Here is a 26,026-nt window from a genome sequence, read left to right as displayed (position 1 = left end):
CCGTATGACCACTGGGCACGACACCGCCGCCGCGTCCCCCTCCAAGGAGGGGGGCGCGGCCCCGGCCCGCCCGTCCGGCGGCGGTCCGGTCACCGAGCAGGAGCGGCGGCGCCGGTCCCGGCTGTCCCGCCGCTGGCAGCGGGACGTGCGCTGGAGTCCGTACGCCTTCGTCTCCCCCTTCTTCCTGCTGTTCCTGGCCTTCGGCCTGTTCCCGCTGATCTACACGGGCTGGGCCTCGCTGCACCAGGTGGAGCTGACCGCGCCGACCGACATGGAGTGGGTCGGCCTGCGCAACTACACCCGGATCTTCGACGACGACTTCTTCTGGAACGCGGCCGAGAACACGCTGACCATCGGCATCATCTCGACCGTTCCGCAGCTGCTGATGGCGATGGGCATCGCGCACATCCTCAACTACAAGCTGCGGGCGTCGACGTTCTACCGGGTCGCGATGCTCGCGCCGTACGCGACCTCGATCGCCGCCGCCTCGCTGGTCTTCGTCCTGCTGTTCGGCCGCGACTACGGCATGATCAACTGGGCGCTGGGCGCGGTCGGTGTGGACCACATCGACTGGCAGAACGACAAGTGGGCCTCCCAGATCGCCGTCTCGACCATCGTCATCTGGCGCTGGACCGGGTACAACGCGCTGATCTACCTGGCCGCGATGCAGGCGATCCCGCAGGATCTGTACGAGTCGGCGGCGCTCGACGGGGCCAACCGCTGGCAGCAGTTCTTCCACGTCACGCTGCCCTCGCTGCGCCCGACGATCCTGTTCACGGTCGTCGTGTCGACCATCGGCGCCTCTCAGCTGTTCGGCGAGCCGCTGCTGTTCGACGCGAACAAGGGCGCCTCGGGCGGATCCCAGCACCAGTTCCAGACGCTCGGCCTGTATCTGTACGAGCAGGGCTGGGTCAACCAGCACCTGGGCCGCGCCTCCGCCATCGCCTGGACGATGTTCCTGATCCTCATCGTGGTCGGGATCGTCAACTACGTCATCTCGCGCCGGCTGCGCGCCAGTAGTTAGGAGACCGGCCGTGACGACGACACTGACCCCGGCGCCGGAGAAGCCCAAGCGCGTACGGCGCCCGAAGTCGGCCCGGGCCGGCGGGCAGATGCACGCGGGACCGATCGCGTACGTCATTCTCGGGCTGTTCACCCTCGGCTCGCTGTTCCCGCTGGTGTGGACGGCGATCGCCGCGTCCCGTGACAACCAGCGGCTGGCGGAGACGCCTCCGCCGTTCTGGTTCGGCTCGAACCTCTTCGACAACCTCGATCTCGCCTGGAACGACGCGAATCTGGGCGAGGCGTTCGTCAACACCACGTTCGTGGCCGGGGTGTCGGCGGCGACGATCGTGTTCCTGTCGACGATCGCCGGGTTCGCCTTCGCCAAGCTGAAGTTCAAGGGCCGTAACGCGCTGATGCTGATCGTGATCGGCACGATGATGGTGCCGCCGCAGCTCAGTGTGATCCCGCTGTACATGATGGTCGCCGAGCTCGACTGGTCCGACCAGCTCCAGGCGGTGATCCTGCCCTCGCTGGTGAGCGCCTTCGGGGTGTTCTTCATGCGGCAGTACCTGCTCCAGGCGCTGCCGGACGAGATCATCGAGGCGGCCCGGGTGGACGGCGCGAGCAGCTGGCGGGTGATCTGGCACGTGGTGTTCCCGGCGGCCCGGCCCGCGATGGCGGTGCTGGGGATGCTGATGTTCGTGCAGACCTGGAACGACTTCCTGTGGCCGTTCCTGGTGCTCACCCAGAACGGCAATCCGACCGTGCAGGTGGCGGTGGCGGGTCTGGGCCGCGGCTATACGCCGGACCAGTCCCTGATCATGGCGGGCGCGCTGCTCGGCACGCTGCCGCTGCTGATCGTCTTCGCGATCTTCGGCAAGCAGATCGTGGGCGGCATCATGCAGGGCGCGGTCAAGGGCTGACGCCCTCACTCTCCTTCCAGGGGCCGGGTCATCGCCGCTCCGGCCCCTGTTCTCTCCTCGTCCCCATCCCCCTACTCGGTCCTGACGACCTTCAATGGGAGCGCTTCCATGCCTGATTCCGCACAGCCGGGGACCCCGGTGACGTTTCCTCCCGCCTTCCTCTGGGGCGCCGCGACCTCCGCGTACCAGATCGAGGGGGCGGTGCGGGAGGACGGCCGTACCCCGTCGATCTGGGACACCTTCAGCCATACGCCGGGCAAGACGGCCGGTGGTGAGACCGGTGACATCGCTGTCGACCACTACCACCGCTTCCGCGAGGACGTGGCGCTCATGGCCGAGCTGGGCCTGACCGCGTACCGCTTCTCGATCTCCTGGTCGCGGGTGCAGCCGACCGGCCGGGGTCCGGCGGTCCAGCGGGGCCTGGACTTCTACCGGAGCCTGGTGGACGAGCTGCTGGCGCACGACATCAAGCCGGCGGTCACGCTCTACCACTGGGATCTGCCGCAGGAGCTGGAGGACGCGGGCGGCTGGCCCGAGCGGGACACGGCGTACCGGTTCGCCGAGTACGCGCAGATCGTCGGCGAGGCGCTCGGTGACCGGGTGGAGCAGTGGATCACGCTGAACGAGCCGTGGTGCAGCGCCTTCCTGGGGTACGCCTCGGGGGTGCACGCGCCCGGCCGTACCGACCCGGCCGCCTCCCTGCGCGCCGCGCACCACCTGAACCTGGCCCACGGTCTGGGCGCGACGGCCCTGCGCTCGGTGATGCCGGCCCGCAACTCGGTGGCGGTCAGCCTGAACTCCGCGGTGGTCAGGGCGTTCTCCGACGACCCGGAGGACCTGGCGGCCCGGCAACGGATCGACGATCTGGCCAACGGCGTCTTCCACGGCCCGATACTGCACGGCGCCTACCCGCAGTCGCTGTTCACGGCGACGGAGTCGGTGACGGACTGGTCGTACGTCCAGGACGGCGATCTGGCCCTGATCCACCAGCCGTTGGACGCGCTGGGCCTCAACTACTACACGCCGACGCTGGTGTCGGCCGCCGCGTCGGCGACGGGCCCGCGCGCGGACGGCCACGGCGCGAGCGCGTACAGCCCGTGGCCGGGTTCCGAGGACGTGGCCTTCCACCAGACCCCGGGCGACCGCACGGAGATGGGCTGGACGATCGACCCGACCGGCCTGCACGACCTGATCATGCGCTACGCCCACGAGGCTCCGGGGCTGCCGCTGTACGTGACGGAGAACGGCGCCGCCTACGACGACAAGCCCGACCCGGACGGCCAGGTCCACGACCCCGAGCGGATCGCCTACCTGCACGGTCACCTCTCGGCGGTCCGCCGGGCCATCGAGGACGGCGCCGACGTGCGCGGCTACTACCTGTGGTCGCTGATGGACAACTTCGAGTGGTCCTACGGCTACGACAAGCGCTTCGGCGCGGTGTACGTCGACTACACGACCCTGGAGCGGACGCCGAAGTCGAGTGCCCTCTGGTACGGGCGGGCGGCTCGGTCGGGGGCGCTTCCGGGAGTGGAGTCGGTCTGACGGGGGGCGGGGCGCGGCGCGTGGAGGGACGTGCCGCGCCCCGGCCGGATGGGGGGGAAGGACCGGCCGGGGCGCGCCCCCCGTGGGTCAGTGGTGGGCCTTGGTCGGTTCCGGGCCCGTGACCCGGGTCAGTTGTAGGCCGCGAAGGCCTTGGCGAAGGCGTTCTTGTCCTGGTCGACGGAGCTGCACGTGGCGTCCGCCGCGGGCTTGGGGCCGCCGGGGCAGGCCTTGTCGCGGGTCGCGGACCACATCGACAGCCAGCCGATCCCCTTGGACTCGGCGAAGTTCACCAGCTGGGTGGCGTCCTCGACCGTGAAGATCTCGGTCACGACGTCGTTGACGCCGATCATCGGGGTGACCGCGACGGTCTTCCAGGCGGCGCTGTCGGACAGGCCCAGGACGCCCTTGATCTGGGCCTGGGTGGCGGTGGCGGCCTGCTCGGCGTAGGTGCCCATGTCGCCGCTGTACGCCGGGCCGTAGTCCATCGCCATGATGTTGACGGCGTCGATCCGCACGCCGTTCTTCTTGGCGTCGGCCAGCAGGTCCACGCCGGGCTGGGTGAGGCCCTCGGGCATCACCGGGAGGGTGAAGGAGACGTTCAGGCCGGGGTGCCGCTTCTGGAGCTCGGCGATGGCCTGGGCGCGGCGGGTGTTCGCGGCGGCGTCGGGCAGCGCGCCGCCCTCGACGTCGAAGTCGACCTTGGTGAGGTCGTAGGCCTTCACGACCTTGTCGTACGCCGTCGCCAGCGCGTCCGCCGAGGAGCAGGTCGTGGCCAGCTCGCTGCCGGCCGCGCCGCCGAAGGAGACGCGGACGTCGCCGCCCTTGGCGCGCAGGGCGCCGATCTGCGCGGCGACCGCGTCGCTCGCCAGGTCCGACACCCCGCCCCACTTGGGGGTGCAGCCGCCGCCGTCGGTGACGAAGGCGAGGTTGTAGTCCTTCACGCCGGTGGCCTCGGCGGTGCCGACGAGGTCGAAGGCGGGGTAGAGAGAGGTGTCCACGTAGGGGGCGAAGCCGGCGTTCGTGGTGGTGCCGCTGCCGGTGGACTCCGTGGGCTTCGGGGTGGCGGTGGCGGTCTGGGTGGGCGTGGGAGTGGGCGTCGGCGTGGGGGTGGCCGTCGGGGTGGCCGTCTGGGTCGGGCGGCCGGTCGGCTCCGGGGTCGCGCCCTCGTCGGCCGAGCACTTGACGCCGTCGACGACACAACCGGTCGGGTCGCCGGAGCCGTTGACCACGAAGCCGACGGTGACCGACTCGCCGGCCTTGAGGCCGTCCTTGTCCCAGGCCGCGGGCTTCACGGTGACGCGGGAGCCGCTGACGCTGGACTCGGCGTTCCACAGCGAGCTGAGCTTGGTGCCCGAGGTCAGGTCGAACCGGAGCGTCCAGTCCGTCTTCACCGAGCCGCTGTCGTTGGTGACGACGTACTGCGCGGTGTAACCGGTCGACCAGTCACTGGTCCTGGTGTACGCGGCGCCCACACCGGCCGCCTGCGCGGTGCCGGTGAGGAAGACGGCGCCGCCACCGACCACGGCCGCGGCGACGAGTCCGCCTATCGCCTTGTTCCTGCCGCTGACCTTGCGCCGGTGGGTGCTCATCGCCTGCCTGCTTTCGCTACTCACGGGGGTGGGGGTGCGGCAGCACGCTAGCGAGGCCGAATCGGGCAAAAGGACTGATCGGGACGGGGGTTGGGGATCTTAGGGTGCGCTTAAGGAAGGGATCGGGGCCGGTTAAAGGTCGAGACCAGTCGGCCGCCGCGGCGCCTGCGCACCCGGTGCCCCCGGCGCTCGGGCGCCCGTCCGTCCAGCTGGATCCAGATCCGCACCTCGGTCCCGCCGAGCACCGACGAGCCGATCCGCACATCGCCGCCCGTGGACTCCGCGAGCCGGCGCACGATGTCCAGCCCCAGCCCGGTCGACCCGGCGCTGCCCGAACCCCGGCCGCGGGCCATGGCCGCCTCCGGGTCGGATATGCCGGGTCCCGCGTCGGAGACGAGCACGATCACCGCGTCCTCGCCGTTGTGCACGTCGACCGCGAAGGCGGTGCCCTCGGCGGTGTGCCGGAAGACGTTGCCGAGCAGGGCGTCGAGGGCCGCGGCGAGGTCGGCGCGGGCGACGGGTATGCGCACCGGGCGGTCGACTCCGGCCACCCGCACCTTGCGGCCCTCGTCCTCGGCCAGCGCCGACCAGAACGCCATCCGCTCGCGCACGACTTCGGCCGCGTCGCAGCCGGCGCCGGGACCGGCGGCCGCCGTCTGCGGTTTGGCCTCCCGCGCGGTCCGGATGATGGTGTCGACCTCGCGCTCCAGCTGGGCGACGGCGGCCCGGGTCTGCTCGGCGGCCGGTCCGTCGCCGAGGGAGGCGGCGTTGAGGCGCAGCACGGTCAGCGGGGTGCGCAGCCGGTGCGACAGATCGGCCGCCAGCTCCCGTTCGTTCGCCAGCAGTTGGACGACCTGGTCGGCCATGGAGTTGAACGCGGCCGCCGCGAGCCGCAGTTCGTTCGGCCCTTCCTCCGGCACCCGGGCGCCGAGCTTGCCCTCCCCCAGTTCGTGGGCGCCCTCGACGAGGCGCTGGGCGGGCTGCACCATCCGTACGCCGAGCCGGTCGGCGACGGCGACCGAGCCGACGATCAGGGCGACACCGACGGCGGCGAGGACCGCCCAGGCCGTCGACACGCCGTTGCTGACCTCGGCCTCGGGGACGTACACCTCCACCACGGCGATCTCACCGGAGCTGATGGCGACCGGCTGGAGCAGGGTGGAGCCGCCGGGCACCTCGGTGGTGGAGGCGCGGCCGAGCCGCCGTACGGTCGCGATGTCGTCGTCCGCGGCGCGCTGCCGGCCGATGTCGACGGCCTCGGCCCGGTCGGCGGCGGGGATGTGCACGGCCATCTCCGCCTCCGAGCCGGCCGAGGCCACGACCCGTTCGAGCTGGTCGCGGTCGGTGGTGATGGACAGCGCGGGGGCGACCGCGGCGGCCTCCCGCTCGGCGTTGGAGAAGGCGCGGTCGCGGGCCATCTCCTTGATGACGAGTCCGAGCGGCACCGCGAAGGCGAGCACGACCATGGTGGTGACCGCGAGCGAGACCTTGACCAGCGCCCATCTCATCGCGGCGGCCCCCCGTGCGCCGGTGGCTCCAGCTTCACGCCGACCCCGCGCAGGGTGTGCAGATAGCGCGGGCTCGCGGCGGTCTCGCCGAGCTTGCGCCGGAGCCAGGACAGGTGCACGTCGATGGTCTGGTCGTCGCCGTAGGACTGCTGCCACACCTCGGCGAGCAGTTCCTTGCGGGGGACGACGACTCCGGGCCGTCCGGCCAGGAAGGCGAGCAGGTCGAACTCGCGGCGGGTGAGGTCGAGCCGTACGCCGTCCAGTTCGGCCTGGCGGCGCAAGGGGTCGACGGTGAGGCCGCCGACGCGCAGCACGGACTCCGGCTGGGCCTCTCCCGCGGTGGCCCGGGACCGGCGCAGTACGGCGGCCATCCGGGCGGAGAGGTGCTCGACGGAGAAGGGCTTGGTCAGGTAGTCGTCCGCGCCCGCGTTCAGCAGCCGGACGACCTCCGTCTCGTCGTCGCGGGCGGTGGCGATGATCACAGGGACGTCGGTGATCCCGCGCAGCATCTTCAGGGCCTCGGACCCGTCCAGATCGGGCAGTCCGAGGTCCAGGATGACCACGTCGAAACGGAAATGGGCGACCTCGCGCAGCGCCTCCAGGGCGGTGCCGACACTGCGCACGGTGTGCGCGGCGTCGGTCAGATGCCGGATGAGGGCGGAGCGCACGAACTGGTCGTCCTCGACCACGAGCACACTTGCCATGCGCCGCACCGTACGCCATGCGGGGGAGCCCGGTCCGGGCCTGTGGACAACTGCCCCGCTGTGGACAACAGGCGACACCCGTGGGGCGCGTGAGGCAGTATGGCCCGCGATGCGCAGAGGACTCGTACACGTACTGGCTTGGTCGCTCGCCACGGGCGCGGCGGTCACGCTGTCGTGGTGGGGCGTCCACACGGTGATGGCGGGGACGGCCTACGACCCCCCGCGCGCCCTGCCCATCGCGGCGGCGGACGCGACGACGCAGGAGTCGAAGCCGCTGGCGTCGTCGACCCGGCGGGGCACCCCGTCGGCCGGTCCCACGAAGAGCCCGTCGGCGAAGCCGTCCCCCACGGACACCCCCGGGCCCACCGGCACGCCCTCCCGCGCCCCGGACCCCTCCCCCACCGCCTCCGGGCAGGTCAAGAGCTACGACACCGACGGCGGCCGGGTGGTCTTCGACCTCGGCGAGGCCTCCGCGACGCTCGTGTCGGCGACGCCGGGCACGGGGTGGTCGATGCAGGTGTGGAAGACGGAGACGTGGATCCGCGTGGAGTTCGCGCAGGGCGCGGACCGGGTGTCGGTGTTCTGCACGTGGCACGACAGCGCGCCCCGGGTGGAGATCGGGAACTACTGACCTAGCGGAACACCGAGGCCGGCGGCGCGGGGGAGGCGACCGCCGCCGCGTCCGTGACCGGGACCGCGCCGCCGGTGAAGTCGGTCAGCGCCCTGCCGTGCTCGACCCGCCCCGGGTGCGGGTCGGAGGCGGCCCGGCGGGTCAGTTCCGCGACGGGGAGGGGCTGGTCGGCGGCGACCAGTACGGCGTTGCCGAAGCGTTTGCCGCGCAGCACGGTCGGGTCGGCGACCAGGGCCAGCTCGGGGAAGCGGGCGGCGGCGGTGGCGATCTGGCCGCGCAGGTGGGCGAGCGGCGGCCCGTCGGCGAGGTTGGCGGCGTACCAGCCGCCGGGGCGCAGGGCGCGGCGGACCTCGTCGAGGAACTCGGTCGAGGTCAGATGGGCCGGGGTGCGGGCGCCGCTGAACACGTCGGCGATGACGAGGTCGGCCCAGCCGTCGGGCACCTTGGCGAGCCCTTCGCGCGCGTCCGTGGAGCGGACCCGGACGCGCGCGTTGCGGTCCAGCGGCAGTTCCCGGCGGACCAGTTGGACGAGGGCCGCGTCGCGCTCGACGATCTGCTGGGTGGAGCGGGGGCGGGTGCCGGCGACGTACCGGGCGAGTGTGAAGGCGCCGCCGCCGAGGTGCACGGCCTGGACGGGCCTGCCGGGCGGGGCGACGAGGTCGATGACGTGCCCGAGGCGTCGTTGGTACTCGAAGGAGAGGTAGCCCGGATCGTCCAGGTCGACGTGCGACTGCGGCGCTCCGTCGATGAGCAGCGTCCAGGCCCGGGTCCGGTCCCGGTCGGGTATCAGCTCGGCAAGCCCTCCGTCGACGGCCTCGACGACGGCAGCGGCGGCCGGGTCTTGGCGGCGCGGGTTCCTGGACTTGCCCATTGGCCCATTATGCGGAGCCTCGAGCGGCCATGCCGCCGGGGCGTGAGCGGGACGATCGGGGCCGGAGGGGGCAGCCGTCGAGGCGGGGGCGGTCAGCCGTCGAAGCGGGGGCAGCCGCCGAGGCGAGGGGGGTCAGCCGTCGTGGGCGGACGCGGTCAGCCGCCGAGGCGGGGATGGCCAGCCGCCCTGGGCGGACGCGGTCAGCCGTCGAGGCGGGGGCGGTCAACCGCCGAGGCGGGTATGGCCAGCCGTCGAGGCGGGGGCGGTCAGCCGTCGAAGCGGGGGCAGCCGTCGAGGCGGGGGCGGTCAGCCGTGGGGGCAGCCGCCGGGGCGGACGCGGTCAGTCGTCGAAGCGGGGGCAGCCGTCGAGGCGGGCGCGGTCAGTCGTCGAGGCGGGCGCGGTGTCGGTGGGGCGTGGGGGTGGTGGGGCCGTCGGGCTGGGGCAGAAGTCGCTGCGAGCAGGTGCTGTCGGGCGCCGGGACGGTCACCGGCAGTTGTCCGCCGCCTCGATCAGCCGCGCCGCCTCACCGAGCGCCGCCCGCAGCACCGCGGGATCCGTGGCGAGGTCGGCCTCCCCGGGCGGGAGCAGCCAGTCGGAGCCCTCCACCGGGGGCGCGGGGTCCAGACGCAGCCCGCGCCCGTTGGTCTCCGTACAGGTGCTGCCCGGTACGTCCCACGCCGCCGCGGTCCCGGCCGGTACCACGAAGCCGAGGGTGTCGCAGCCGTCGTCGCACAGTACGGGTCCGACCGCGTCCCCCACTCCCCGGCGCAGGATGTCGACCGCCTCGAGACCCTGCCGCGCGGGCACCGTCACCAGGTCGCACTCCTGATTGATCTCCATCCCGGCCTCCACCACGGAACCCCTCCTCGAACGAGCGGGTCGGGAGGCGGGCGGCTCCCGGTCCGTGTGGTTCAACGTGTCACCGCGTCAACGGCTACGGCACAAGTCCGCCGCAAAGGATGGCAGTTCATGGCAGATGTTGGATGAGATATCCGGTTTGTAGCCAAACACCGCATGGCGGGCTCGAGGCAGCAGGTACGTTCTTGCCCGCCGGACCACGGGGTACGAAGCGAACAATTAGTTCAACTCTCCCCTATTCCGGCATGGTTCGACGGTTCGCACGAGAGGACCCGGCCATGACGTCGTCAGAGCTGAACTCGTCAGATCTGGACTCGCCCCAGCCCCCGAGACCACCCCGCCCGAACCTCGCGTTCCGGCAGTTGCGCGGCCTGCGCTCGCCGGCCGAGTTCGCGGCGGCGGTCCGCAGGGCCGCGCGCGAGATCGGTGAGCGGGTCAGCTGTGACGCGCGCTACATCGGCCGGGTGGAGGCGGGCGAGATCCGCTGCCCCAACTACGCCTACGAACGGGTGTTCCTGCACATGTTCCCGGGACGATCACTCACCGACCTAGGCTTCGCGCCCCGCGCGTCGGTCCGTGGACGCCGGGCGCGCGGCACAGAGGATGCGCCCCCCTCGCACATCGTGAGCCCCGCGCACGCCGTGAGTGAGACGTGGGCGGCGTACGAGCCGTATGAAGCGCAAGACCCGTACGACACGCACGAGAAACCCGAGGAGAGCGACGTGCTGCGTCGCGCATTCATGACCGGCGGAGGCGCCACGGTGGCCGCCGCCTCGCTCAGCCCTTTCGGGCTCGCCCTCGACGCGACCGCCGCGGAACGCCCCGCGCGCCGTGTGGGGACGAGCGAGGCGGAGGCGCTGGAGGAAGCGGTCCGCAGGATCCGGCTGTTGGACGACCGGCACGGCGCGGACGGCCTGTACCAGCGCGCGGCGGCTCCGTTGCGCGCCGCCTACGCGCTGCTGGACGCCGGTACCACCCGGCACGCGGCCGGGGAGCGGCTGCACTCGGGCGCCGGCGAGCTGGCCATCTCGGTCGGCTGGCTGGCGCACGACTCGGGCCGCTTCGACGACGCGCGCTCCCACTACGCGGAGGCGCTGGCGACCGCCCGGATGGCCGGGGACCCCGCGCTGGAGGCGCACGCCTTCTGCAACACCTCGTTCCTCGCGCGGGACTCGGGACGCCCGCGTGAGGCGGTGCGCGCGGCGCAGGCGGCGCAGCGCGCGGCCCGACCCCTCGGCTCTTCCCGCCTGATGTCCCTGCTCGCCCTGCGCGAGGCGGGCGGCTGGGCGGGCCTCGCCGACCGCACGGGCTGCGCGCAGGCCCTCGCCCGCGCCCAGGCCCTCTACCAGCGGGGTCCCTCGGACGCCGACCCCGAGTGGATGAGCTTCTTCGGCGAGGCCGAGCTGGAGGCTCTGGAGGCGCAGTGCTGGTCGATGCTGGGCGACTGGCACCGCGCGGCACGCCACGCGGGCCGGGCCGCGCACCTCCAGGACCCGCACTTCACCCGCAACATCGCCCTGTACACGGCGGAACTGGCGGACGACCTCGCGCGGGGCGGCCGGCCCGACGAGGCGGCCGTGGCGGGCATGCGGGTGCTGGACCTGCTGAACGAGGTCCAGTCCTCCCGGATCCAGACGATGCTGGCGGGAACGGCCCGGGTCCTGCTCCCCCACCGAAGGGCGGCGGACGTGTCGACGTTCCTGGAGAAGCACGCGAGCCTGCCGCGCGCGGTGTGACGACGGCGCGCCGCGAGCGCGGCTCAGCCCGCCAGGTGACCCACGTCGTTCCAGCTCTCCAGCGCGGGCTCGCCGTACGCCCAGCCCAGGACGGACAGCGACGTCGGGTTGAGGCGTATCCGGGCGGCGAAGTCCAGCTCCAGGCCGAGCCACCGCGCGCCGATGGAGCGCAGGATGTGCCCGTGGGCGAAGACCAGGACGTCACGGTCCGCGGAGCGGGCCCACGACACCACCTCGTCCGCCCGCGCGGTGACCTCCGCCAGGGTCTCCCCGGAGGGGACACCGTCCCGCCAGATCAGCCAACCGGGGCGTACGGCCTGGATCTGAGCCGGGGTCATGCCCTCGTAGGCGCCGTAGTCCCACTCCATCAGCGTGTCCCAGACGGCGGCCCGCTCCCCGAACCCGGCCAGTTCGCACGTCTCACGCGCGCGTGCCAGCGGGCTGGTCCGCACCTCCACGCCGGGCAGCCCGTCCAGCGGTGCCCGGTGCAGCCGCTCCCCGAGCAGCTTGGCGCCCCGCCGGCCCTCCTCCAGCAACGGCACATCGGTCCGGCCGGTGTGCTTGCCGGACAGCGACCACTCGGTCTGTCCGTGCCGGGCCAGCAGAATGCGCGGTGCCATGGGGTCGAGGGCCTTTCCAGGAATATGCGAGGCGGAACCCATCCATCATCCCCCACGCTGTGAGGGGGCAACCCGGCGGGCGATCTCTGCGTCTATCAGGGCCGGGGGCGCCTGAACCAGGCGTGCACAGAGAACGTAAAGTGGCGGGTCCGGGCAACCGGCGCCACGACGAGAAGGGGGAGGCGATCGGATGCCGCACGCCGAGACACCAGGCATAGCGGCGGCACCACGACTCCGCCTTCGCTGGTGGACCGAGCTGCCGCTGATCGTTCTGGTCTACGCCTGCTACTCGGCCGGCCGCCTGCTGGCCCGCGGCGACGTCGCGTCCGCCGTCGACCACGGCCTGGCGATCCTGCGCGTCGAGAAGCTGCTGTTCCTCAACGCCGAGCACCCGCTGAACCGTCTCTTCACCCGCGAACCGTGGCTGGGTGTCCCGGCCGACTTCTGGTACGCCTCGCTGCACTACCTGATCACCCCGGTGATCCTGGTCTGGATCTTCCGGTCCCGCGCCGTGCACTACCGCGTGGCGCGCACCTGGCTGATGACGTCCACCTTCATCGGCCTGATCGGCTTCACCCTGCTGCCGACCTGCCCGCCCCGGCTGCTGTCCCCGACGCACGGCTTCGTGGACACGATGGCGCAGTACAGCACCTACGGTTGGTGGGGCGGCGACGCCAGCGCCCCGAAGGGCCTCGGCGGTCTGACCAACCAGTACGCCGCGATGCCGAGCCTGCACTGCGGCTGGGCACTGTGGTGCGGCGTCATGCTGTGGCGCTACGGCGGCAATCGCCTCACCAAGGTCGCCGGTGTCGTCTACCCGCTGGTGACCGTGATCGTGGTCATGGGCACCGCGAACCACTACTTCCTCGACGCGGTCGCGGGCGCCGCCGTGATGGTCGCGGGACTGCTGCTGACGCCGTACGTGCTGCGCACCGCCGACCGGGTCCGGGCCCGCTTCGAGGGCCGCGGCAGCCTCGTCGCGGCGCGCTCGGCGAAGGCCGCGGCCGACTCGGCGAAGGTGGCGGCCGTATCGCCGAAGGCGTCCACCGGCTCGGTGAAGACAGCCACCGGCGCAGGAAAGGCCGCCACCGGCTCAGGAAAGGCCGCCACCGGCTCAGGAAAGGCCGCCACGGGCTCGGGGACGGTCGCCACAGGCTCGGGCACGGCCGCCACCGGGGCCTCTCCCACCGCAGAGGCCTCGATTGTCAGTGGCGGATGCCAGACTTCCGCGGGTGAGCGATTTCCACGGCAGCGCGAGTCACGGTTCGAGCCCGGAGCCGAGCCGGGTGCCTCCTCCACGGACGCGGGGGACGGCGCTCCGGCAACGGCTCGCTGAACTGCGCGGTCCCGAGGTCCCGGCCAAGGCGCTGGACGCGCGCGCCCTGGCCGCCCTCGCCGCCAACCCCGGGTGCAGACGGCGCGCGATCCTCGACGGCGCCGGGGTGAACAAGACGGCACTGGCGAGCGCGCTCGGCGCGCCCTCGGCCTTCGGGCAGTCGCAGTTCGCCCTGACCCGGGGCAACGCCTTCGAGGCGAAGGTCAAGGCCGACGGCGGCGCCGAACTGCTGCGCCTGGTGCACGAGAAGCTGGACCGCCTCGCGGAACCGCCCACCCACGCGCGCGTGCCCGATCTCACCGCGACCGGCCCCGAGGGCCGCACGGCCCGTACGGCGCTGGCGCTGCGCGAGGCCGCCGCGGCGCCGGGCGCCTGGACGCTGCTGGACCACCCGATGCTCGCGCTCGACGTCGCGGGCTCGCCCGCCTTCCTGGAGCCGGACGCGGTCGTGGTGCACCCCGACGGCAGCTGGACGGTCGTGGAGATCAAGTCCTTCCCCATGCTGGACGGCTCCGCGGACCCGTCGAAGGTGGGCGCGGCGGCCCGGCAGGCGGCGGTGTACGTGCTGGCGCTGGAGCAGGTGGCCGCACGGCTGGGTGAGGCGCCGGAAGGACCCGCCACGGCCGAGGAGGAGGAAGCGGAGCCGAACGGGCCCGCGCCCGCCCCGCGCGTGCGGCACCGGGTCCTGCTCGTCTGCCCCAAGGACTTCTCCAACCTGCCCACCGCATCCGCCGTCGACATCCGCAAGCAGCGCGCGGTGACCGCGCGTCAGCTGGCCCGGCTGACCCGGATCGAGGAGATCGCCTCCGCCCTCCCCGAGGGCACCTGCTTCGACCCCGGGCTGCCCGGCGACGAGCTGACGGCCGCGGTGGAGTCGGTCCCGGCAACGTACGCGCCCGAGTGCCTGTCCGCCTGCGAGCTGGCCTTCCACTGCCGCGACCGCTCCCGCGCGGCAGGTGCCGTCACCTCTCTGGGCCGTTCCGTCCGCGCCGAACTGGGCGGTCTCACCACCGTCGAGGACGTCCTCGCGGCGGCCCACGGCACGGCCGGCGACCCGGCCGACCCCGCGGTGGCGGCCCTGCGCAGAGCGGCGAGCCTGCGGGCCGAGGCCCTGGGCGCCCGGGAGGCGGTCCCGTGTCCCTGATCGCCACCCTCGCCCGCCTGGAGGCGGTCAGCACCGGCCGCGCCCAGCCCTCGGCCACCGTCCGCCACCGGCACCTGTCCGAGCGTCCGCTGGTCTTCGTGCCGCTCACCACCGCCGGTGAGGCGGGCGCCCCGCTCGGCGCCCTCATCGGCACGGACCGGGACGCGCCCCGGCTGCTCGTCGTACCGCAGCCGCGGGACCGCGACCTGAGGTTCGCGTTCCTCACGGACCTCGCCGATGTCGTCCTGCCGCACATCGAGACGTACACCGAGGCGGTCGAGGCCGCCGAGCGCACCGAGACCGACCCGGAGACCGGCAAGCGGGTCAAGGTCGAGGTCGACCTGTGCGCGGACGCGCCCCAGCTCCTCGTCCCGAGCCGCGCGGGCCTGGACTTCGTACGCCTGCTCGGCCGCTCCATGCGCTTCAGGCGTACGGCGGAGCAGGACCCGGAGACCCCCTATCCGGCGCCGCCCCGGGTGCCGTTGCTCGGCCGGTGGCTCACGCACTACGGCGAGCGGTCCCGGGTGCCGGGGTCCTCGCTGCTGCTGGCCATGACCGACGTCCTGGCCCGGCACTGGGCGACCGGACAGTCCACCCTGGAGGACCAGCACCTGGGCGCGCTGCTCTCCTGGATCGACCCCCCGCCGGACGCGACCGGCGCCGAGGCCGCCCTGCGCGCGGAGCTCGCGCGCGACGAGCGGGGCCAGTTGGTGTGCCCGCCGGCGGGCCCCGCCACGGACCCGGCGTTCGACAACAAGCTGCTCGCCCCCGCCATCGAGCGCTACGACCGGGCCCGTACGGCGCTGGCCGCAGCCGAGGACGGTCCGCAGGCGGACACCCGGCTCGGCGCGCTGACCGCCGCCGAGCGGGAGATCCGCGCGCTGGTGGAGAGCCAGGTCCGGCCCACCTGGGACGCGGTCTGGCAGGGCCTCGACCGCTTGCGGGAACTGCCCCCGGGCGGGCATGTCGAGGAGCGGTGGACACGCGACCGCTGGTCGTTCACCGCCCACCGCGACCGGATCACGGCGGGCGAGCCCCCGCAGCCGCGCCGCGACGACGCTGTGACGGCCGCGAACAAGCTCGCCTCGCGTGAGCGGGAACAGGCCCGTCTGGAGGCCCAGGAGGCGCTGGACGACCCGCTGGTGATGGCCGGGCGGCGGCTGGCCGGGGAGGCCTTCGTGGGCGAGGTCACCGATGTCGCCATGGCGTACAGCGAGGGCAGGCGGCCGAGCCCGCGCCCGCTGGTCACCGTGCGCACCGACGACCGGCCGCGGCTCGGCGAGCGGGTCAAGGTGTACCGCTCGCTGGGCGGGAAGCCGCAGTCGGCGGAGTTCGTGGAGGGCGACGGCGAGCTGCTGGTCCTGCGCGTCCTCGACAAGATGGGCCGGGGCAAGGAGCCCGAGGAGGGGTCCGTGCCGCAGAAGGGCGACCGGGTCTGCTTCACGCTGTTCGAGCACGAGCAGCGGGGCGGGGCGAAGCTGCCGGACCCGGAGCAGACACCGTGGACGCACGGCGGGCCGCCCGGCGAGGCGGTGGCCGAGCCCGCCGACCGGCTCACCCAGGAGGACGTGCTGTGACCGCCGTGTTCGACCCGGGCCTGGCCGCGGCACAGGCCACCGACGCGATCCTCGCCGACACCCTGCACGGCACGCACCGCGGGGTCGTCGTCGACTCCCCGCCCGGCGCCGGCAAGTCCACGCTGGTGGTGCGGGCGGCGCTGGAACTCGCCGACGCGGGCCGCCCGCTGATGGTGGTGGCGCAGACCAACGCCCAGGTCGACGACCTGGTGCTGCGGCTCGCCGAGAAGAGCCCCGAGCTGCCGGTGGGCCGGCTGCACAGCAGCGACGCCGACCCGTACGACAAGGCGCTGGACGACCTGCCGAACGTGCGCAAGTCGGCGAAGGCGGCGGAGCTGACCGGGCTGCCGGTCACGATCTCCACGGCCGCGAAATGGGCGCATGTGAAGGTCGACGAGCCGTGGCGGCACGCGATCGTGGACGAGGCGTACCAGATGCGCTCGGACTCCCTGCTGGCCGTGGCCGGGCTGTTCGAGCGGGCGCTGTTCGTGGGCGACCCGGGCCAGCTGGACCCGTTCTCGATCGTGGGCGGCGAACAGTGGGCGGGCCTGTCGTACGACCCCTCGTCCTCGGCCGTGACCACCCTGCTCGCACACAATCCCGAGCTGCCCCAGCACCGGCTGCCGGTGTCCTGGCGGCTCCCCGCGTCGGCGGCGCAGCTGGTGTCGGACGCGTTCTACCCGTACACGCCCTTCCGCAGCGGCACCGGCCACGGCGACCGCCGCCTCGCCTTCGCGGTCCCCTCCGACGGCTCCGGGCCCGACAAGGTGATCGACGAGGCGGCCGAGTCCGGCTGGGGCCTGCTGGAGCTGCCCGCGCGGCACACCCCGCGCACGGACCCGGAGGCCGTCCGGGCGGTCGCGACGGTCGTACGGCGGCTGCTCGACCGGGGCGGCGCGGCCACCTCGGAGCGCTCGCCGGATCCGGCGCCGCTGACCGCCGACCGGATCGCCGTCGGCACGGCCCACCGCGACCAGGCGGCGGCGGTCCGTGCGGCGCTGGCGGAACTGGCCGTGGCCGACGTCACCGTGGACACCGCGAACCGGCTGCAGGGCCGGGAGTACGACGTCACGGTCGTCCTCCACCCACTCTCCGGCCGCCCCGACGCCACGGCCTTCCACCTGGAGACGGGCCGCCTGTGCGTCCTCGCCTCCCGCCACCGGCACGCCTGCATCATGATCTGCCGAGCCGGGGTGACCGACCTGCTGGACGACTACCCGTCGACGGAACCGGTCCAGCTGGGCACGGTGGTGAAGTTCCCAGACGGCTGGGAGGCCAACCACGCGGTACTGGCCCGGCTGGCGGAACACCGGGTGGTGTGGCGGTCCGTCTGAGCGATGGCCCGTCTGACCTGGGGCTCGAGGCCCTCTTGCGCGGGCGCGGGACAATGGACGGTGGCCCACTTCATGGGGGGGTCATCAGCGACGTACGAGGAGGAGAAGACATGGCGGAGCCCACGCCGCGTCGGAACGAACCGCGGCTACGCCCCGCGCCCCTGCTCTTCGAGCCCACGCAGGCGGCAGGCGACCCGGAGCACTTCTTCGACCTGGAGTCGATCGAGGACCCCCGGGCGCTGCTGACACGGGCGACGGAGCTGACGCTCGCGTTCCGGGCGGCGGCCGACCGTGCCGTGGAGTTCCAGGCCATCGCGGCGGCCCAGCTGGCCGATCCGCGCCGCTTCGACCGGCTGACGCCCGCGGACATCGCCGAGCGCGCCGAATGGACCGAGGACTACGCCAAGAAGATGGTCGAGTTCGGCAGAGACCTGATGCGGGGGGCGGTAGAGGGCCGGGAGCACGTCGACCCCGTGTAGGCCGGTTGGCCGGGTTCCCAGGAGGCGGTGCGGCCGGGCCGGGTGGGCATATGCCAGACGGGCAAGAACCGGGCAAGATACTCCCTCCCACCACCCCCTGTCCCGATTTCCGGCAACCCTCTGAAACGGAACGCTCACGGCCGGTAGATCTGGATGCCATGAGCAGTTACCTCGATGTCTCCGGCGTCACCCCGGACGGAGCCGACTGGCTCGCCTCGGCAGGAACGTATCCGCGTACCACCCAGGCCTTCTGGGCGGAGCGGTCGGACGCCCCGGTCGTACTGCCCTGCGGCTCGGTCTTCGACGTCGTCAGCGCCCCCGCGATGTTCGGGCGCCGGATGCTCGACCGGCTCTGGGACGACGGGCCGGGGTCGGGGCCGGTGGCGGTGTTCCGGGGCCGGATGCTGCTGTTCGCCGCGCCGGGCACGGCCCAGCGGCTGCCCTCACTGCTGGGCTGGGAGGAATTCGGCCGCACCGGGGACATCCCGCCCCTGCTGTGCCACGGCAACGGCGACGCGGTGACCGTCCCGGCCCCGGCCGCGGCTCCGGCGCCCACCCCCGCCGGCTCCCGCTGGTTAGTGGCGCCGGACACCCGCCACCCGTGGCTGCCGGGCCCCGAGATCCTGCTCTGGGCGGCCGTACGGGCGGCCCGCGCGGCCGTGCGGATATCGATTTTTCCTCCCGCCGACCAGGATGCTAAGGTCTACGACGTCAGCAGGCGCCGCTAGCTCAGTTGGTTAGAGCAGCTGACTCTTAATCAGCGGGTCCGGGGTTCGAGTCCCTGGCGGCGCACGACAGTGAAGGGCCCCTCGTGGATACGAGGGGCCCTTCGCCTGTGCCTGCGGCCGGCTACCGCCGAGCGATCCGTACCGTCCACGCCCCCGCCGGAGTCCTGCCCTCCACCTCGACTCGGACGTTTTCGCCCGGCACCGTGAAGCTTTCGCCGAGGGCTACCGGGGCGTCTGCCAGGGGTGGGTAGACCGAGTCCTCCCAGCAGGCCTCGGTGTGGGGGTGGGCGTCGATGACCTCGACCGGGCCCCGGCCGGACTCGGCGCCGCTGCTGACGCGGTACACCAGGATCCCGTCCCGGCAGGCCGCCGTGTCGTTGCCGATGCGGCCGCGTGCCTCGAAGGCGAGCGCGCTGTCGTGCCCGGTGCGCACCACCGCGAGCTTCGTGCCGCCGCCGAGCCCGAAGGCGGGCGCCCCCGCCGCGCCGGTCATCGCGACGCCGGGCCCCGCCCCGAGCGGCTCCAGGGTCAGCCGGGTGCCGCCGGGATCGCGGACGCAGGTCACCTGCCGGGGCTCCAGCCAGCCGAGTTTCCACTTGTGCCAGCCGAACAGGTCCGGCGCGAGGCCGAACTGGCTGCCCATCAGGTCCCAGTCGCCGACGTAGGTGTCCCAGTCGCCCATGCCGTCCACCGGACGGTGGTAGAGGTCCGGCAGGTCGAAGACATGGCCCGTCTCATGGGCGAGCACGAGCCGGTCCGGCGGATGCTGCTCGAACACCGTCACGACCCGCCGGATCTCGGTGCCGTCGGCGCTCAGCGGGCTGTCCAGGTTGACGACCTTCGTCGCGTCGGAGTCCACCCCGGGCGCGTCCGGGTCGGCGACGAAGTACACGACGTCGTAGCGGGAGAAGTCCACCCGGCTGTCGGCGACCGCGAGTGCGTCGCGCAGATAGGCGCTCCGGTAGGCAGGGTCCCAGTCGCGCTGTATGGCGTACGCCGTCGACGGCTGCGGCATTTGGATCCAGTCCCGCAGCGGATGCGGGCGCAGCGTGAACCTGCCGTAGGAGGAACGCTCGAAGAAGCGGCTGGTGGCCGGGAAGTGGTCGGCGGTCAGCTGGGCGGGGCTGGTCAGCGGGACCGAGTCGGGGAAGGACAGGAACACCATCACGGCGTCCAGCGAGCGGTCCGGGCGCGGATAGGCCGCGTTCCAGGTGTCCACGCCCTCCGAGTGGTGGGCGTCGGTGCGGTGCAGCGCGCAGGGCTGGGACGAGAACGGCTCGGCGACCGAGGGGGCGGAGACCAGGGACGTCGCGGCGAGCGCGGACATCGTGGTGAAGAGGGCGGCGGTGGTGCGCAGTCGGGGCCAGGCGCGCAGCCGGTCCCCCAGGTCCCGGATCGTCGCACGGGTGAGTTCCCTGAGCGGGAGCTGACGCGGCACGTGGACCTCCGGGAGCGGTTCGCGGGACACCGCTCCCAGCCTGTGGGCATTTGTCGTACTACGCCCTGTTTATCTGCACCGGACGAGTGAGGGGCGCACGATCCGACACCCCCGAATCGCTCACGGACCGTCACATGTGGTCGAGGGGCTGCTGAACCCGGCCAGCTGCGGGCAGAAACGAATTGTCAGATCTGCGGGCGGCTCCGGGACACTGGACAGTGGCTGCACGGTCCCGGAAGCAGCCTCTATGATCGGCACACTTTCCTGACCCTTTCCTGTACTGTCCTGATCCTTTTCCTGCACGGACCCGGCCCGGCGGCCGCCAGGTCGGTCGGCCATTGCGACGAGACCCATCCGAGAATCGAGTGCACTGCGGGAGCGAGCGGTGAGCGGAACGTCCGAAGGGCCGGCGCCCGCGGCAGATCTCATCGGGCCGGCTGTCACAGAGAGTAACGAAGAGTCGTCTCCTCGTACCGGGCCGTCCTCCGTACCCTTCCAAGGCGCGTTCGACGCGGCCCCCTTGGCGATGGCCGTCGTCGACCGCGAGGGGCTGGTCACCGGCGCCAACCCCGCCCTCGGCGACCTGCTGGGCAGCAGCCCGCAGGCACTGGAAGGGGCGGTCGCCGCCGATCTGGTGGACCTGGCCTCCGACGCCCGCACCTGGCACGCCTACCGCGAGGTGCTGCGCGGCCGGCAGGCCCGGCTGCGCTGCACCCGGCGGCTGAAGCACCCCGACGGGCACTGCCTGTGGGTGCAGGTCGCCATCGCGCCGCTGCCCGCCGAGGAGCGCGGCGGGGTGCTGCTGTCGGTCGCCGACATCAGCGCCCGCCGGGAACTCCAGGCCCAGCTACGGCACTTGCAGAACCACGACCCGGTGACCCGGCTGCCCAACCGCACGCTGTTCTTCGAGCGGCTCTCGGCCGCGCTGGAGGCGGAGGCGTACGAGGAGGGCGGCACCGGCCGGATCGGGCTCTGCTACCTCGACCTCGACGGCTTCAAGGCGGTCAACGACACTCTCGGGCACCGGGTCGGCGACCGGCTGCTGGCGGCCGTGGCCGAACGCCTCACCCGGTGCGCGGACGAGGCGGGCTGCGCCCGGGCGAGCACCCCGCTGGTGGCGCGGCTCGGCGGGGACGAGTTCGCCCTGCTGGTGGAGGACTCGACCGGCACCGAGCAACTCGCCGATCTCGCCGAGTCGGTGCTCAAGGCGCTGCAGGCGCCCTTCGACATCTCGGGGCGGCGTCTTTCGGTGTCGGCGTCGATCGGGGTGGTGGAGCGGCACGCGGCCGGGACCAGTCCCACCGCGCTGATGCAGGCCGCCGACACGACCCTGTACTGGGCGAAGGCCGACGGCAAGGACCGCTGGACGCTCTTCGACCCCGAGCGCAACGCCCACCGCATGACCCGCCAGGCCCTCGCCTCCACGCTCCGACCGGCCATCGAGCGCGGGGAGTTCGTGCTGGAGTACCAGCCGCTGGTGTGCATGGAGGACGGGCGGCTGCGCGGGGTGGAGGCGCTGGTGCGCTGGAACCATCCGCAGTTCGGCCTGCTGACGCCGAATCGGTTCATCGGACTGGCCGAGGAGGACGGCTCGATCGTGCCGCTCGGCCGCTGGGTGCTCGCCACGGCCTGCACCCAGGCCCGCCGCTGGCAGCTCGCCCATCCGGACGAGCCGCCGCTCTTCGTCAGCGTCAACGTGGCGGTCCGCCAGGTCTGGGACTCCGACCTGGTCGCGGACGTGGCGCAGACCCTCGCGGAGACCGGACTGGCCCCGCATCTGCTGCAGTTGGAGCTGACCGAGTCGGCGGTGATGGGCTCCGGCGGACGCCCGCAGCAGGCGCTTCAGGCGCTCAGCGACATGGGCGTACGGATCGCGATCGACGACTTCGGCACCGGCTACTCGAATCTGGCGTACCTGAGCCGACTGCCGGTGTCGGTGCTGAAACTGGACGGCTCCTTCGTGAAGGGCTTCCAGTACGACGGTGAGGGCATCGCCCCGAACCCGGCGGACGAGGTCGTGGTGGAGGCGATGATCCAGCTGGCGCACCGGCTCGGCCTGACGGTGACCGCGGAGTGCGTGGAGACCGCGGCGCAGGCGGCCCGGCTGCGCCGGATCGGCTGCGACACCGGCCAGGGGTGGCTGTACTCCCGGCCGGTGACGCCGGATCGTATCTCCGAGCTGATGCGCTCGCCGGAGGTTCAGGCGGTCGCCGGCAACTCGTAGGCGTCGGCGATGAGTTCGTAGGAGCGCAGCCGCAGTTCGCCGCGGTGGGCGTGGGAGGTGAGCATCAACTCGTCGGCGCCGGTGCGCTTGTGCAGGTCGTCGAGTCCCTGGCGGACCTCGTCGACGGTGCCGTGCACGATGTTGGCGCCCCAGGAGGCGATGAACTCCTCCTCCATAGGGCTGAATTGGTGCGCCTCCACCTCCTCGGGGCTGGGGAAGAGGCCGGGGCGGCCGGTGCGCAGACGGACCATGTTCAGGCCGGTGGCGCGGACCTGCCGGCGGGCCTCCCGCTCGTCGTCCGTGGCGAGGGCGGAGACGCCGATGAGGGCGTAGGGGGCGTCCAGGACCTCGGAGGGCCGGAAGGACTCCCGGTAGAGGTCGAGCGCCGGGATGGTGTTCTGCGCCGAGAAGTGGTGCGCGAAGGCGAAGGGGAGACCGAGGACACCGGCGAGCCGGGCGCTGAAGCCGGAGGAGCCGAGCAGCCAGATCGGCGGGCGGTGCGGGCTCTGGACGCCGCCCGGCGAGGTCGCCTGGACCGGCCCGGGGACGGCGTGGATCCGGCGGTAGGGGTGCCCGTCGGGGAAGTCGTCGTCGAGGAAGCGGGTCAGCTCGGCGAGCTGCTCGGGGAAGTCGTCGGCGCCCTCGTTCAGCCGTTCGGTGCGCCGCAGGGCGGCGGCCGTGGCGCCGTCGGTGCCCGGCGCCCGGCCGAGCCCGAGGTCGACGCGGCCGGGGGCGAGCGCCTCCAGCGTGCCGAACTGTTCCGCGATGACCAGCGGGGCGTGGTTGGGCAGCATGACGCCGCCCGAGCCGAGGCGGATGCGCTCGGTGTGGGCGGCGAGGTGGGCGAGGATCACGGCCGGGGAGGAGGAGGCCACGCCCGGCATGGAGTGGTGCTCGGCGACCCAGTACCGATGGAACCCGCGGGACTCCGTGAAGCGGGCGAGCTCGACGCCGGTGCGCAGCGCGTCGCCGGCGGTGCTGCCCGCTCCGACGGTGACCAGATCGAGCACGGACAGGGGGACGGGTGCGCTGCCGTGTGCCGCGCCCCGGATCTCGTCTGCCGCCATCGGGGGGTGCCTCCTGAAGTACGCCGGATGGTCCTGCGGGGCGTAACAGGAGGGGGTCTCCGCTTTATTCCCGGCCCTGGTCCCGAGGGTCCTCCCGTCACACCTGGACGATCGGTTCCCGGGTGAACAGGGACCCCAGCTCCGGGGCGTTCACCCTGCGGTCGGTCAGCCGCAGGGCCTCCCAGACCGTCACCTGGTTCGCGGTGAGGACCGGCTTGCCCAGCTCCTTCTCCAGCGTCGGGATCAGGGCCGCCGTGTGCAGGGCCGTGTCGGGCAGCAGGACCGCCTCCGCCGACTCCTCGTCCGCCTGCCGCGCCAGCGCCAGCACCTGGTCCTCGGTCCAGTCACCCACCTCCGCCGCCGTGATGATCCCCGAGCCCCGCACGGCGACCACCTCGGCGCCGCCCGCCAGCAGGAACCCGGCGAAGAGTTCCGCCACGTCGTCCGGGTAGGTCGCGCCGACCGCCAGCCGCCGCACCCCCAGCTCCGCCGCCGCGTGCACGAAGGCGAAGGAGGTCGAGGAGGCCGGCATGCCCGCCACCCGGGCCAGGGTGCGGACCTGCTCGTGGGCGCCCTCCCAGCCGTACACGAAGCTGCCGCTCGTGCACGCCCAGACCACCGCCTCCGCGCCCGTCAGGCGCAGTTGCTCCACGCCCGCCGCCAGGCGCTCGGGGGCGCCCATCTCCCGGAGCGCGTCGACCCGGTGCGCGTCCTCGCCGATGTCCGTGTGCACCACGTCCACCCGGATGTCGCTGCCCAGGAGCTGCTCGATGCGTGGATAGTCGTCCTCGGCGGAGTGGCCCGGGTAGAGGAATCCGAGTGCCGTCATGTCGAACCTTCCTGCTGCTGTTCCACGTCCGGGGGAATCACCGGGCGGCCGCCGCGGGCCGCCGGATCGACCAGGGCCTGGTACGGCCCTATCGCCCGGGTACCCAGCCGGCGCAGCGCAGCCCACATCGTGACCTGGTTGGCCGAGATCACCGGCATCCGCAGTTCCGCCTCCAGTTGCGGTATCACGTCGTACGTCGGCAGATTCGTGCAGCTGATGAACAGACAGTCCGGCTCCGCCGTCCGTACGGCCTTGCGCGCCATCCCCACCACCTCGCTGTACGGCACCTTCCATATGTGCCGCGTCAGCCCCATGAACGCACATCCCGTCACCCTGACGCCCGCCTCGGCCACGTACTCCTGCAGCGACCGGGTCACGGACACCGTGTACGGCGTCACCAGTGCCACCCGGCGCGCGCCGAGGTTGGCCAGCGCCTCCAGCAGTGCCCCGGAGGTGGTCACGGCGGGCACCGCGCCCGCCGTCGTCATCGCCGCGCACATCGCCCGCTCGCCCGCGATCCCGCCGACGAAGCTGCCCGAGGTGCAGGCGTAGGCCACCACCTCGGGGGCGATGGCGATCAGGGTGCGGACGCCCTCCGACAGCGTCTCGTGCTCGCTCACCAGCCGGGCCAGGTCCAGGCTCACCTCCACCGGCACGTACGGCGTGCGGGTCAGATGCAGGGAGACCTCGTCCGGGACCCAGCGCCACAGCTCGCGGTCCAGCGCGAAGTCGAAGGGCGCGACCACACCGACACCGCGCTGCGGCCGAGGTCCGCCGAGAAAGGAGACGTCCATGGCAGGCACCCGCCTCACCGAGAGGAACAGGGGAGCAACGGACCGTACACACCGCCCGTGTTGACGAAGGTAGGTTCGGGTGCGAGCGTGGTCAATCCGCGCATGTCAGACGCCCGGCCACTCCGAGGAAACGGCTGTCGATGACCACCCCCACGCTGCTCGTCCTGGACGCCGAGCCCCTCCCCCGGCTCGGCAGGCTCACCGGGCGGGCCCGGATCGAGCACACGGACGAGGCGGGGCTCGCGCGGCGGCTGCCGTACGCCGACGTGCTGCTGGTGTGGGACTTCACCTCGCACGCGGTCCGGCGCGCCTGGCCCGGGGACGGGCCCCGGCCGCGCTGGGTGCACACGGCGAGCGCCGGTGTCGATCACCTGATGTGTCCTGAACTCGCCGCCTCCGACACCGTGGTCACCAACGCGCGCGGCATCTTCGACGAGCCCATCGCCGAGTACGTCGCCGCCCTCGTCCTCGCCATGGCCAAGGACCTGCCCCGGACCCTGGAACTCCAGGGGCGGCAAACCTGGCTGCACCGCGAGTCGCGGCGGCTGGGCGGCACCCGCGCCTGTGTCGTCGGCTCCGGGCCGATCGGGCGGGCGATCGCCGCCAAGCTCAAGGCTCTGGGCGTCACCTGCGCCCTCGTCGGCCGGACCCCCCGGACCGGGATCCACGGGCCCGAGGACCTGGACCGGCTGATCGCCCGCGCCGACTGGGTGATCGCCGCCGCACCGCTCACCGAGCGGACGCGCGGCATGTTCGACGCCCGCCGGTTCGGGGTGATGCAGCCCTCCGCGCGCTTCATCAACGTCGGGCGCGGACAGCTCGTCGTCGAGGAGGCACTGGCCGACGCACTGGCCAAGCGGTGGATCGCGGGCGCAGCGCTCGATGTCTTCGAGCACGAACCCCTCGGCCCCGACAGCCCGTTGTGGGCCCTGCCCGGCCTGATCGTGTCCCCCCACATGAGCGGGGACACCGTCGGCTGGCGCGACGAACTCGGCGCGCAGTTCGTGGAGTTGTACGACCGCTGGGCGGCGGGCCGGACACTGCCGAACGTGGTCGACAAGCAACGCGGGTACGTACCAGGGCGCTGA

At 72.8% G+C, this 26,026-nt stretch carries 23 protein-coding genes and 1 tRNA gene; 14 read left to right on the top strand and 10 right to left on the bottom strand.

The features are described 5' to 3' along the window. The first annotated feature begins 4 nt into the window (after positions 1–4). The 3 genes from AC068Z_RS21645 (at position 5) to AC068Z_RS21635 (ending at position 3,470) form a co-directional block, all read left to right on the top strand. Positions 5–1,024, top strand: a complete 1,020-nt coding sequence (locus AC068Z_RS21645) for a carbohydrate ABC transporter permease (RefSeq protein ID WP_478557767.1) — start codon at positions 5–7, stop codon at positions 1,022–1,024. Positions 1,025–1,034: 10 nt separating this feature from the next. Then, a complete protein-coding gene (locus AC068Z_RS21640) occupies positions 1,035–1,928 on the top strand; it encodes a carbohydrate ABC transporter permease (RefSeq protein ID WP_478557764.1) in 894 nt (297 codons plus the stop codon). 108 nt (positions 1,929–2,036) lie between these two features. Next, positions 2,037–3,470 (top strand): GH1 family beta-glucosidase, encoded by a 1,434-nt coding sequence (locus AC068Z_RS21635; protein WP_478557761.1) that lies wholly within the window; start codon positions 2,037–2,039, stop codon positions 3,468–3,470. Positions 3,471–3,598: 128 nt separating this feature from the next. Here AC068Z_RS21635 and AC068Z_RS21630 read toward each other — a convergent pair whose 3' ends face one another. The 3 genes from AC068Z_RS21630 to AC068Z_RS21620 all read right to left on the bottom strand — a co-directional run bounded on the left by AC068Z_RS21630 (position 3,599) and on the right by AC068Z_RS21620 (position 7,271). Continuing rightward, a complete protein-coding gene (locus tag AC068Z_RS21630; protein ID WP_478557758.1) occupies positions 3,599–5,059 on the bottom strand; it encodes a glycoside hydrolase family 18 protein in 1,461 nt (486 codons plus the stop codon). A 110-nt stretch (positions 5,060–5,169) separates the two neighbouring features. Continuing rightward, entirely contained in the window at positions 5,170–6,567 is a 1,398-nt protein-coding gene (locus AC068Z_RS21625) for a sensor histidine kinase (RefSeq protein WP_478557755.1), read from the bottom strand. Then, positions 6,564–7,271: a response regulator transcription factor gene (locus tag AC068Z_RS21620; RefSeq protein ID WP_478557752.1), complete on the bottom strand. Its 708-nt coding sequence runs from the start codon at positions 7,269–7,271 to the stop codon at positions 6,564–6,566. The genes AC068Z_RS21625 and AC068Z_RS21620 overlap by 4 nt, the downstream gene beginning before the upstream one ends. A 109-nt stretch (positions 7,272–7,380) precedes the next feature. Here AC068Z_RS21620 and AC068Z_RS21615 point away from each other — a divergent pair, with 109 nt between their 5' ends. Next, complete coding sequence (locus AC068Z_RS21615) at positions 7,381–7,902, top strand: hypothetical protein (RefSeq protein WP_478557749.1); 522 nt, start codon at positions 7,381–7,383, stop codon at positions 7,900–7,902. Between the two features lies 1 nt (position 7,903). Here the strand turns inward: AC068Z_RS21615 and AC068Z_RS21610 are convergent, their stop codons facing one another. Both AC068Z_RS21610 and AC068Z_RS21605 read right to left on the bottom strand, forming a co-directional pair. Further along, positions 7,904–8,773, bottom strand: coding sequence for a spermidine synthase (locus AC068Z_RS21610; protein ID WP_478557746.1), 870 nt, complete (start codon positions 8,771–8,773; stop codon positions 7,904–7,906). A gap of 484 nt (positions 8,774–9,257) precedes the next feature. Then, positions 9,258–9,614 carry a hypothetical protein gene (locus AC068Z_RS21605; protein ID WP_478557743.1) on the bottom strand — a complete coding sequence of 119 codons (357 nt, stop codon included), beginning with the start codon at positions 9,612–9,614 and terminating at the stop codon, positions 9,258–9,260. Positions 9,615–9,910: 296 nt separating this feature from the next. On the opposite strand from AC068Z_RS21605, the gene AC068Z_RS21600 reads away from it, so the two are divergent. Continuing rightward, on the top strand, positions 9,911–11,368 hold the full coding sequence (locus AC068Z_RS21600) for a hypothetical protein (RefSeq protein WP_478557740.1): 1,458 nt from the start codon (positions 9,911–9,913) through the stop codon (positions 11,366–11,368). Between the two features lie 23 nt (positions 11,369–11,391). Here AC068Z_RS21600 and AC068Z_RS21595 read toward each other — a convergent pair whose 3' ends face one another. Further along, positions 11,392–11,988, bottom strand: coding sequence for a histidine phosphatase family protein (locus AC068Z_RS21595; protein ID WP_478557737.1), 597 nt, complete (start codon positions 11,986–11,988; stop codon positions 11,392–11,394). Positions 11,989–12,178: 190 nt separating this feature from the next. On the opposite strand from AC068Z_RS21595, the gene AC068Z_RS21590 reads away from it, so the two are divergent. The 7 genes from AC068Z_RS21590 to AC068Z_RS21560 all read left to right on the top strand — a co-directional run bounded on the left by AC068Z_RS21590 (position 12,179) and on the right by AC068Z_RS21560 (position 18,650). Next, the gene (locus tag AC068Z_RS21590; RefSeq protein ID WP_478557734.1) at positions 12,179–13,324 is read left to right on the top strand and encodes a phosphatase PAP2 family protein; all 1,146 of its coding nucleotides are present in this window, start codon (positions 12,179–12,181) and stop codon (positions 13,322–13,324) included. Next, positions 13,275–14,468: a hypothetical protein gene (locus AC068Z_RS21585; RefSeq protein ID WP_478557731.1), complete on the top strand. Its 1,194-nt coding sequence runs from the start codon at positions 13,275–13,277 to the stop codon at positions 14,466–14,468. The genes AC068Z_RS21590 and AC068Z_RS21585 overlap by 50 nt, the downstream gene beginning before the upstream one ends. After that, the gene (locus AC068Z_RS21580; RefSeq protein ID WP_478557728.1) at positions 14,459–16,045 is read left to right on the top strand and encodes a hypothetical protein; all 1,587 of its coding nucleotides are present in this window, start codon (positions 14,459–14,461) and stop codon (positions 16,043–16,045) included. The genes AC068Z_RS21585 and AC068Z_RS21580 overlap by 10 nt, the downstream gene beginning before the upstream one ends. Continuing rightward, positions 16,042–17,379: an AAA family ATPase gene (locus tag AC068Z_RS21575; RefSeq protein WP_478557725.1), complete on the top strand. Its 1,338-nt coding sequence runs from the start codon at positions 16,042–16,044 to the stop codon at positions 17,377–17,379. Before AC068Z_RS21580 ends, AC068Z_RS21575 begins: the two co-directional genes overlap by 4 nt. A 110-nt stretch (positions 17,380–17,489) precedes the next feature. After that, positions 17,490–17,858 (top strand): hypothetical protein, encoded by a 369-nt coding sequence (locus AC068Z_RS21570; protein ID WP_451721476.1) that lies wholly within the window; start codon positions 17,490–17,492, stop codon positions 17,856–17,858. 158 nt (positions 17,859–18,016) lie between these two features. Continuing rightward, positions 18,017–18,586, top strand: coding sequence for a bifunctional DNA primase/polymerase (locus AC068Z_RS21565; protein ID WP_478557720.1), 570 nt, complete (start codon positions 18,017–18,019; stop codon positions 18,584–18,586). Next, positions 18,577–18,650 (top strand) — tRNA-Lys (locus tag AC068Z_RS21560). The genes AC068Z_RS21565 and AC068Z_RS21560 overlap by 10 nt, the downstream gene beginning before the upstream one ends. Before the next feature lie 57 nt (positions 18,651–18,707). On the opposite strand, the gene AC068Z_RS21555 is transcribed toward AC068Z_RS21560, so the two are convergent. Further along, positions 18,708–20,054, bottom strand: a complete 1,347-nt coding sequence (locus AC068Z_RS21555) for a M6 family metalloprotease domain-containing protein (RefSeq protein WP_478557717.1) — start codon at positions 20,052–20,054, stop codon at positions 18,708–18,710. A 355-nt stretch (positions 20,055–20,409) separates the two neighbouring features. Here AC068Z_RS21555 and AC068Z_RS21550 point away from each other — a divergent pair, with 355 nt between their 5' ends. Next, complete coding sequence (locus AC068Z_RS21550) at positions 20,410–22,248, top strand: putative bifunctional diguanylate cyclase/phosphodiesterase (RefSeq protein WP_478557714.1); 1,839 nt, start codon at positions 20,410–20,412, stop codon at positions 22,246–22,248. On the opposite strand, the gene AC068Z_RS21545 is transcribed toward AC068Z_RS21550, so the two are convergent. From AC068Z_RS21545 to AC068Z_RS21535, 3 genes are all read right to left on the bottom strand, one after another. Continuing rightward, entirely contained in the window at positions 22,224–23,315 is a 1,092-nt protein-coding gene (locus tag AC068Z_RS21545) for an LLM class flavin-dependent oxidoreductase (protein ID WP_478557711.1), read from the bottom strand. The two genes, AC068Z_RS21550 and AC068Z_RS21545, sit on opposite strands and share 25 nt — an antisense overlap. A 97-nt stretch (positions 23,316–23,412) precedes the next feature. Continuing rightward, on the bottom strand, positions 23,413–24,144 hold the full coding sequence (locus tag AC068Z_RS21540; protein WP_478557708.1) for a maleate cis-trans isomerase family protein: 732 nt from the start codon (positions 24,142–24,144) through the stop codon (positions 23,413–23,415). Next, positions 24,141–24,938, bottom strand: a complete 798-nt coding sequence (locus AC068Z_RS21535) for a maleate cis-trans isomerase family protein (RefSeq protein ID WP_478557705.1) — start codon at positions 24,936–24,938, stop codon at positions 24,141–24,143. Before AC068Z_RS21535 ends, AC068Z_RS21540 begins: the two co-directional genes overlap by 4 nt. A 140-nt stretch (positions 24,939–25,078) precedes the next feature. Here AC068Z_RS21535 and AC068Z_RS21530 point away from each other — a divergent pair, with 140 nt between their 5' ends. Further along, positions 25,079–26,026 carry a D-2-hydroxyacid dehydrogenase gene (locus AC068Z_RS21530; RefSeq protein ID WP_478557702.1) on the top strand — a complete coding sequence of 316 codons (948 nt, stop codon included), beginning with the start codon at positions 25,079–25,081 and terminating at the stop codon, positions 26,024–26,026.

This window comes from Streptomyces sp. NPDC043726 (assembly GCF_056436565.1).
Note: the sequence above shows the minus strand (reverse complement) of the source record. Positions and strands in the feature narration are given on the sequence as shown.

Bases quoted from the DNA above. Each gene is read 5' to 3' on its own strand.
- AC068Z_RS21645 (WP_478557767.1), top strand. From the start codon at position 5: ATGACCACTGGGCACGACACCGCCGCCGCGTCCCCCTCCAAGGAGGGG.
- AC068Z_RS21635 (WP_478557761.1), top strand. From the start codon at position 2,037: ATGCCTGATTCCGCACAGCCGGGGACCCCGGTGACGTTTCCTCCCGCC.
- AC068Z_RS21630 (WP_478557758.1), bottom strand. From the start codon at position 5,059: ATGAGCACCCACCGGCGCAAGGTCAGCGGCAGGAACAAGGCGATAGGC.
- AC068Z_RS21625 (WP_478557755.1), bottom strand. From the start codon at position 6,567: ATGAGATGGGCGCTGGTCAAGGTCTCGCTCGCGGTCACCACCATGGTC.
- AC068Z_RS21620 (WP_478557752.1), bottom strand. From the start codon at position 7,271: ATGGCAAGTGTGCTCGTGGTCGAGGACGACCAGTTCGTGCGCTCCGCC.
- AC068Z_RS21615 (WP_478557749.1), top strand. From the start codon at position 7,381: ATGCGCAGAGGACTCGTACACGTACTGGCTTGGTCGCTCGCCACGGGC.
- AC068Z_RS21610 (WP_478557746.1), bottom strand. From the start codon at position 8,773: ATGGGCAAGTCCAGGAACCCGCGCCGCCAAGACCCGGCCGCCGCTGCC.
- AC068Z_RS21605 (WP_478557743.1), bottom strand. From the start codon at position 9,614: ATGGAGATCAATCAGGAGTGCGACCTGGTGACGGTGCCCGCGCGGCAG.
- AC068Z_RS21600 (WP_478557740.1), top strand. From the start codon at position 9,911: ATGACGTCGTCAGAGCTGAACTCGTCAGATCTGGACTCGCCCCAGCCC.
- AC068Z_RS21595 (WP_478557737.1), bottom strand. From the start codon at position 11,988: ATGGCACCGCGCATTCTGCTGGCCCGGCACGGACAGACCGAGTGGTCG.
- AC068Z_RS21590 (WP_478557734.1), top strand. From the start codon at position 12,179: ATGCCGCACGCCGAGACACCAGGCATAGCGGCGGCACCACGACTCCGC.
- AC068Z_RS21570 (WP_451721476.1), top strand. From the start codon at position 17,490: ATGGCGGAGCCCACGCCGCGTCGGAACGAACCGCGGCTACGCCCCGCG.
- AC068Z_RS21565 (WP_478557720.1), top strand. From the start codon at position 18,017: ATGAGCAGTTACCTCGATGTCTCCGGCGTCACCCCGGACGGAGCCGAC.
- AC068Z_RS21545 (WP_478557711.1), bottom strand. From the start codon at position 23,315: ATGGCGGCAGACGAGATCCGGGGCGCGGCACACGGCAGCGCACCCGTC.
- AC068Z_RS21540 (WP_478557708.1), bottom strand. From the start codon at position 24,144: ATGACGGCACTCGGATTCCTCTACCCGGGCCACTCCGCCGAGGACGAC.
- AC068Z_RS21535 (WP_478557705.1), bottom strand. From the start codon at position 24,938: ATGGACGTCTCCTTTCTCGGCGGACCTCGGCCGCAGCGCGGTGTCGGT.
- AC068Z_RS21530 (WP_478557702.1), top strand. From the start codon at position 25,079: ATGACCACCCCCACGCTGCTCGTCCTGGACGCCGAGCCCCTCCCCCGG.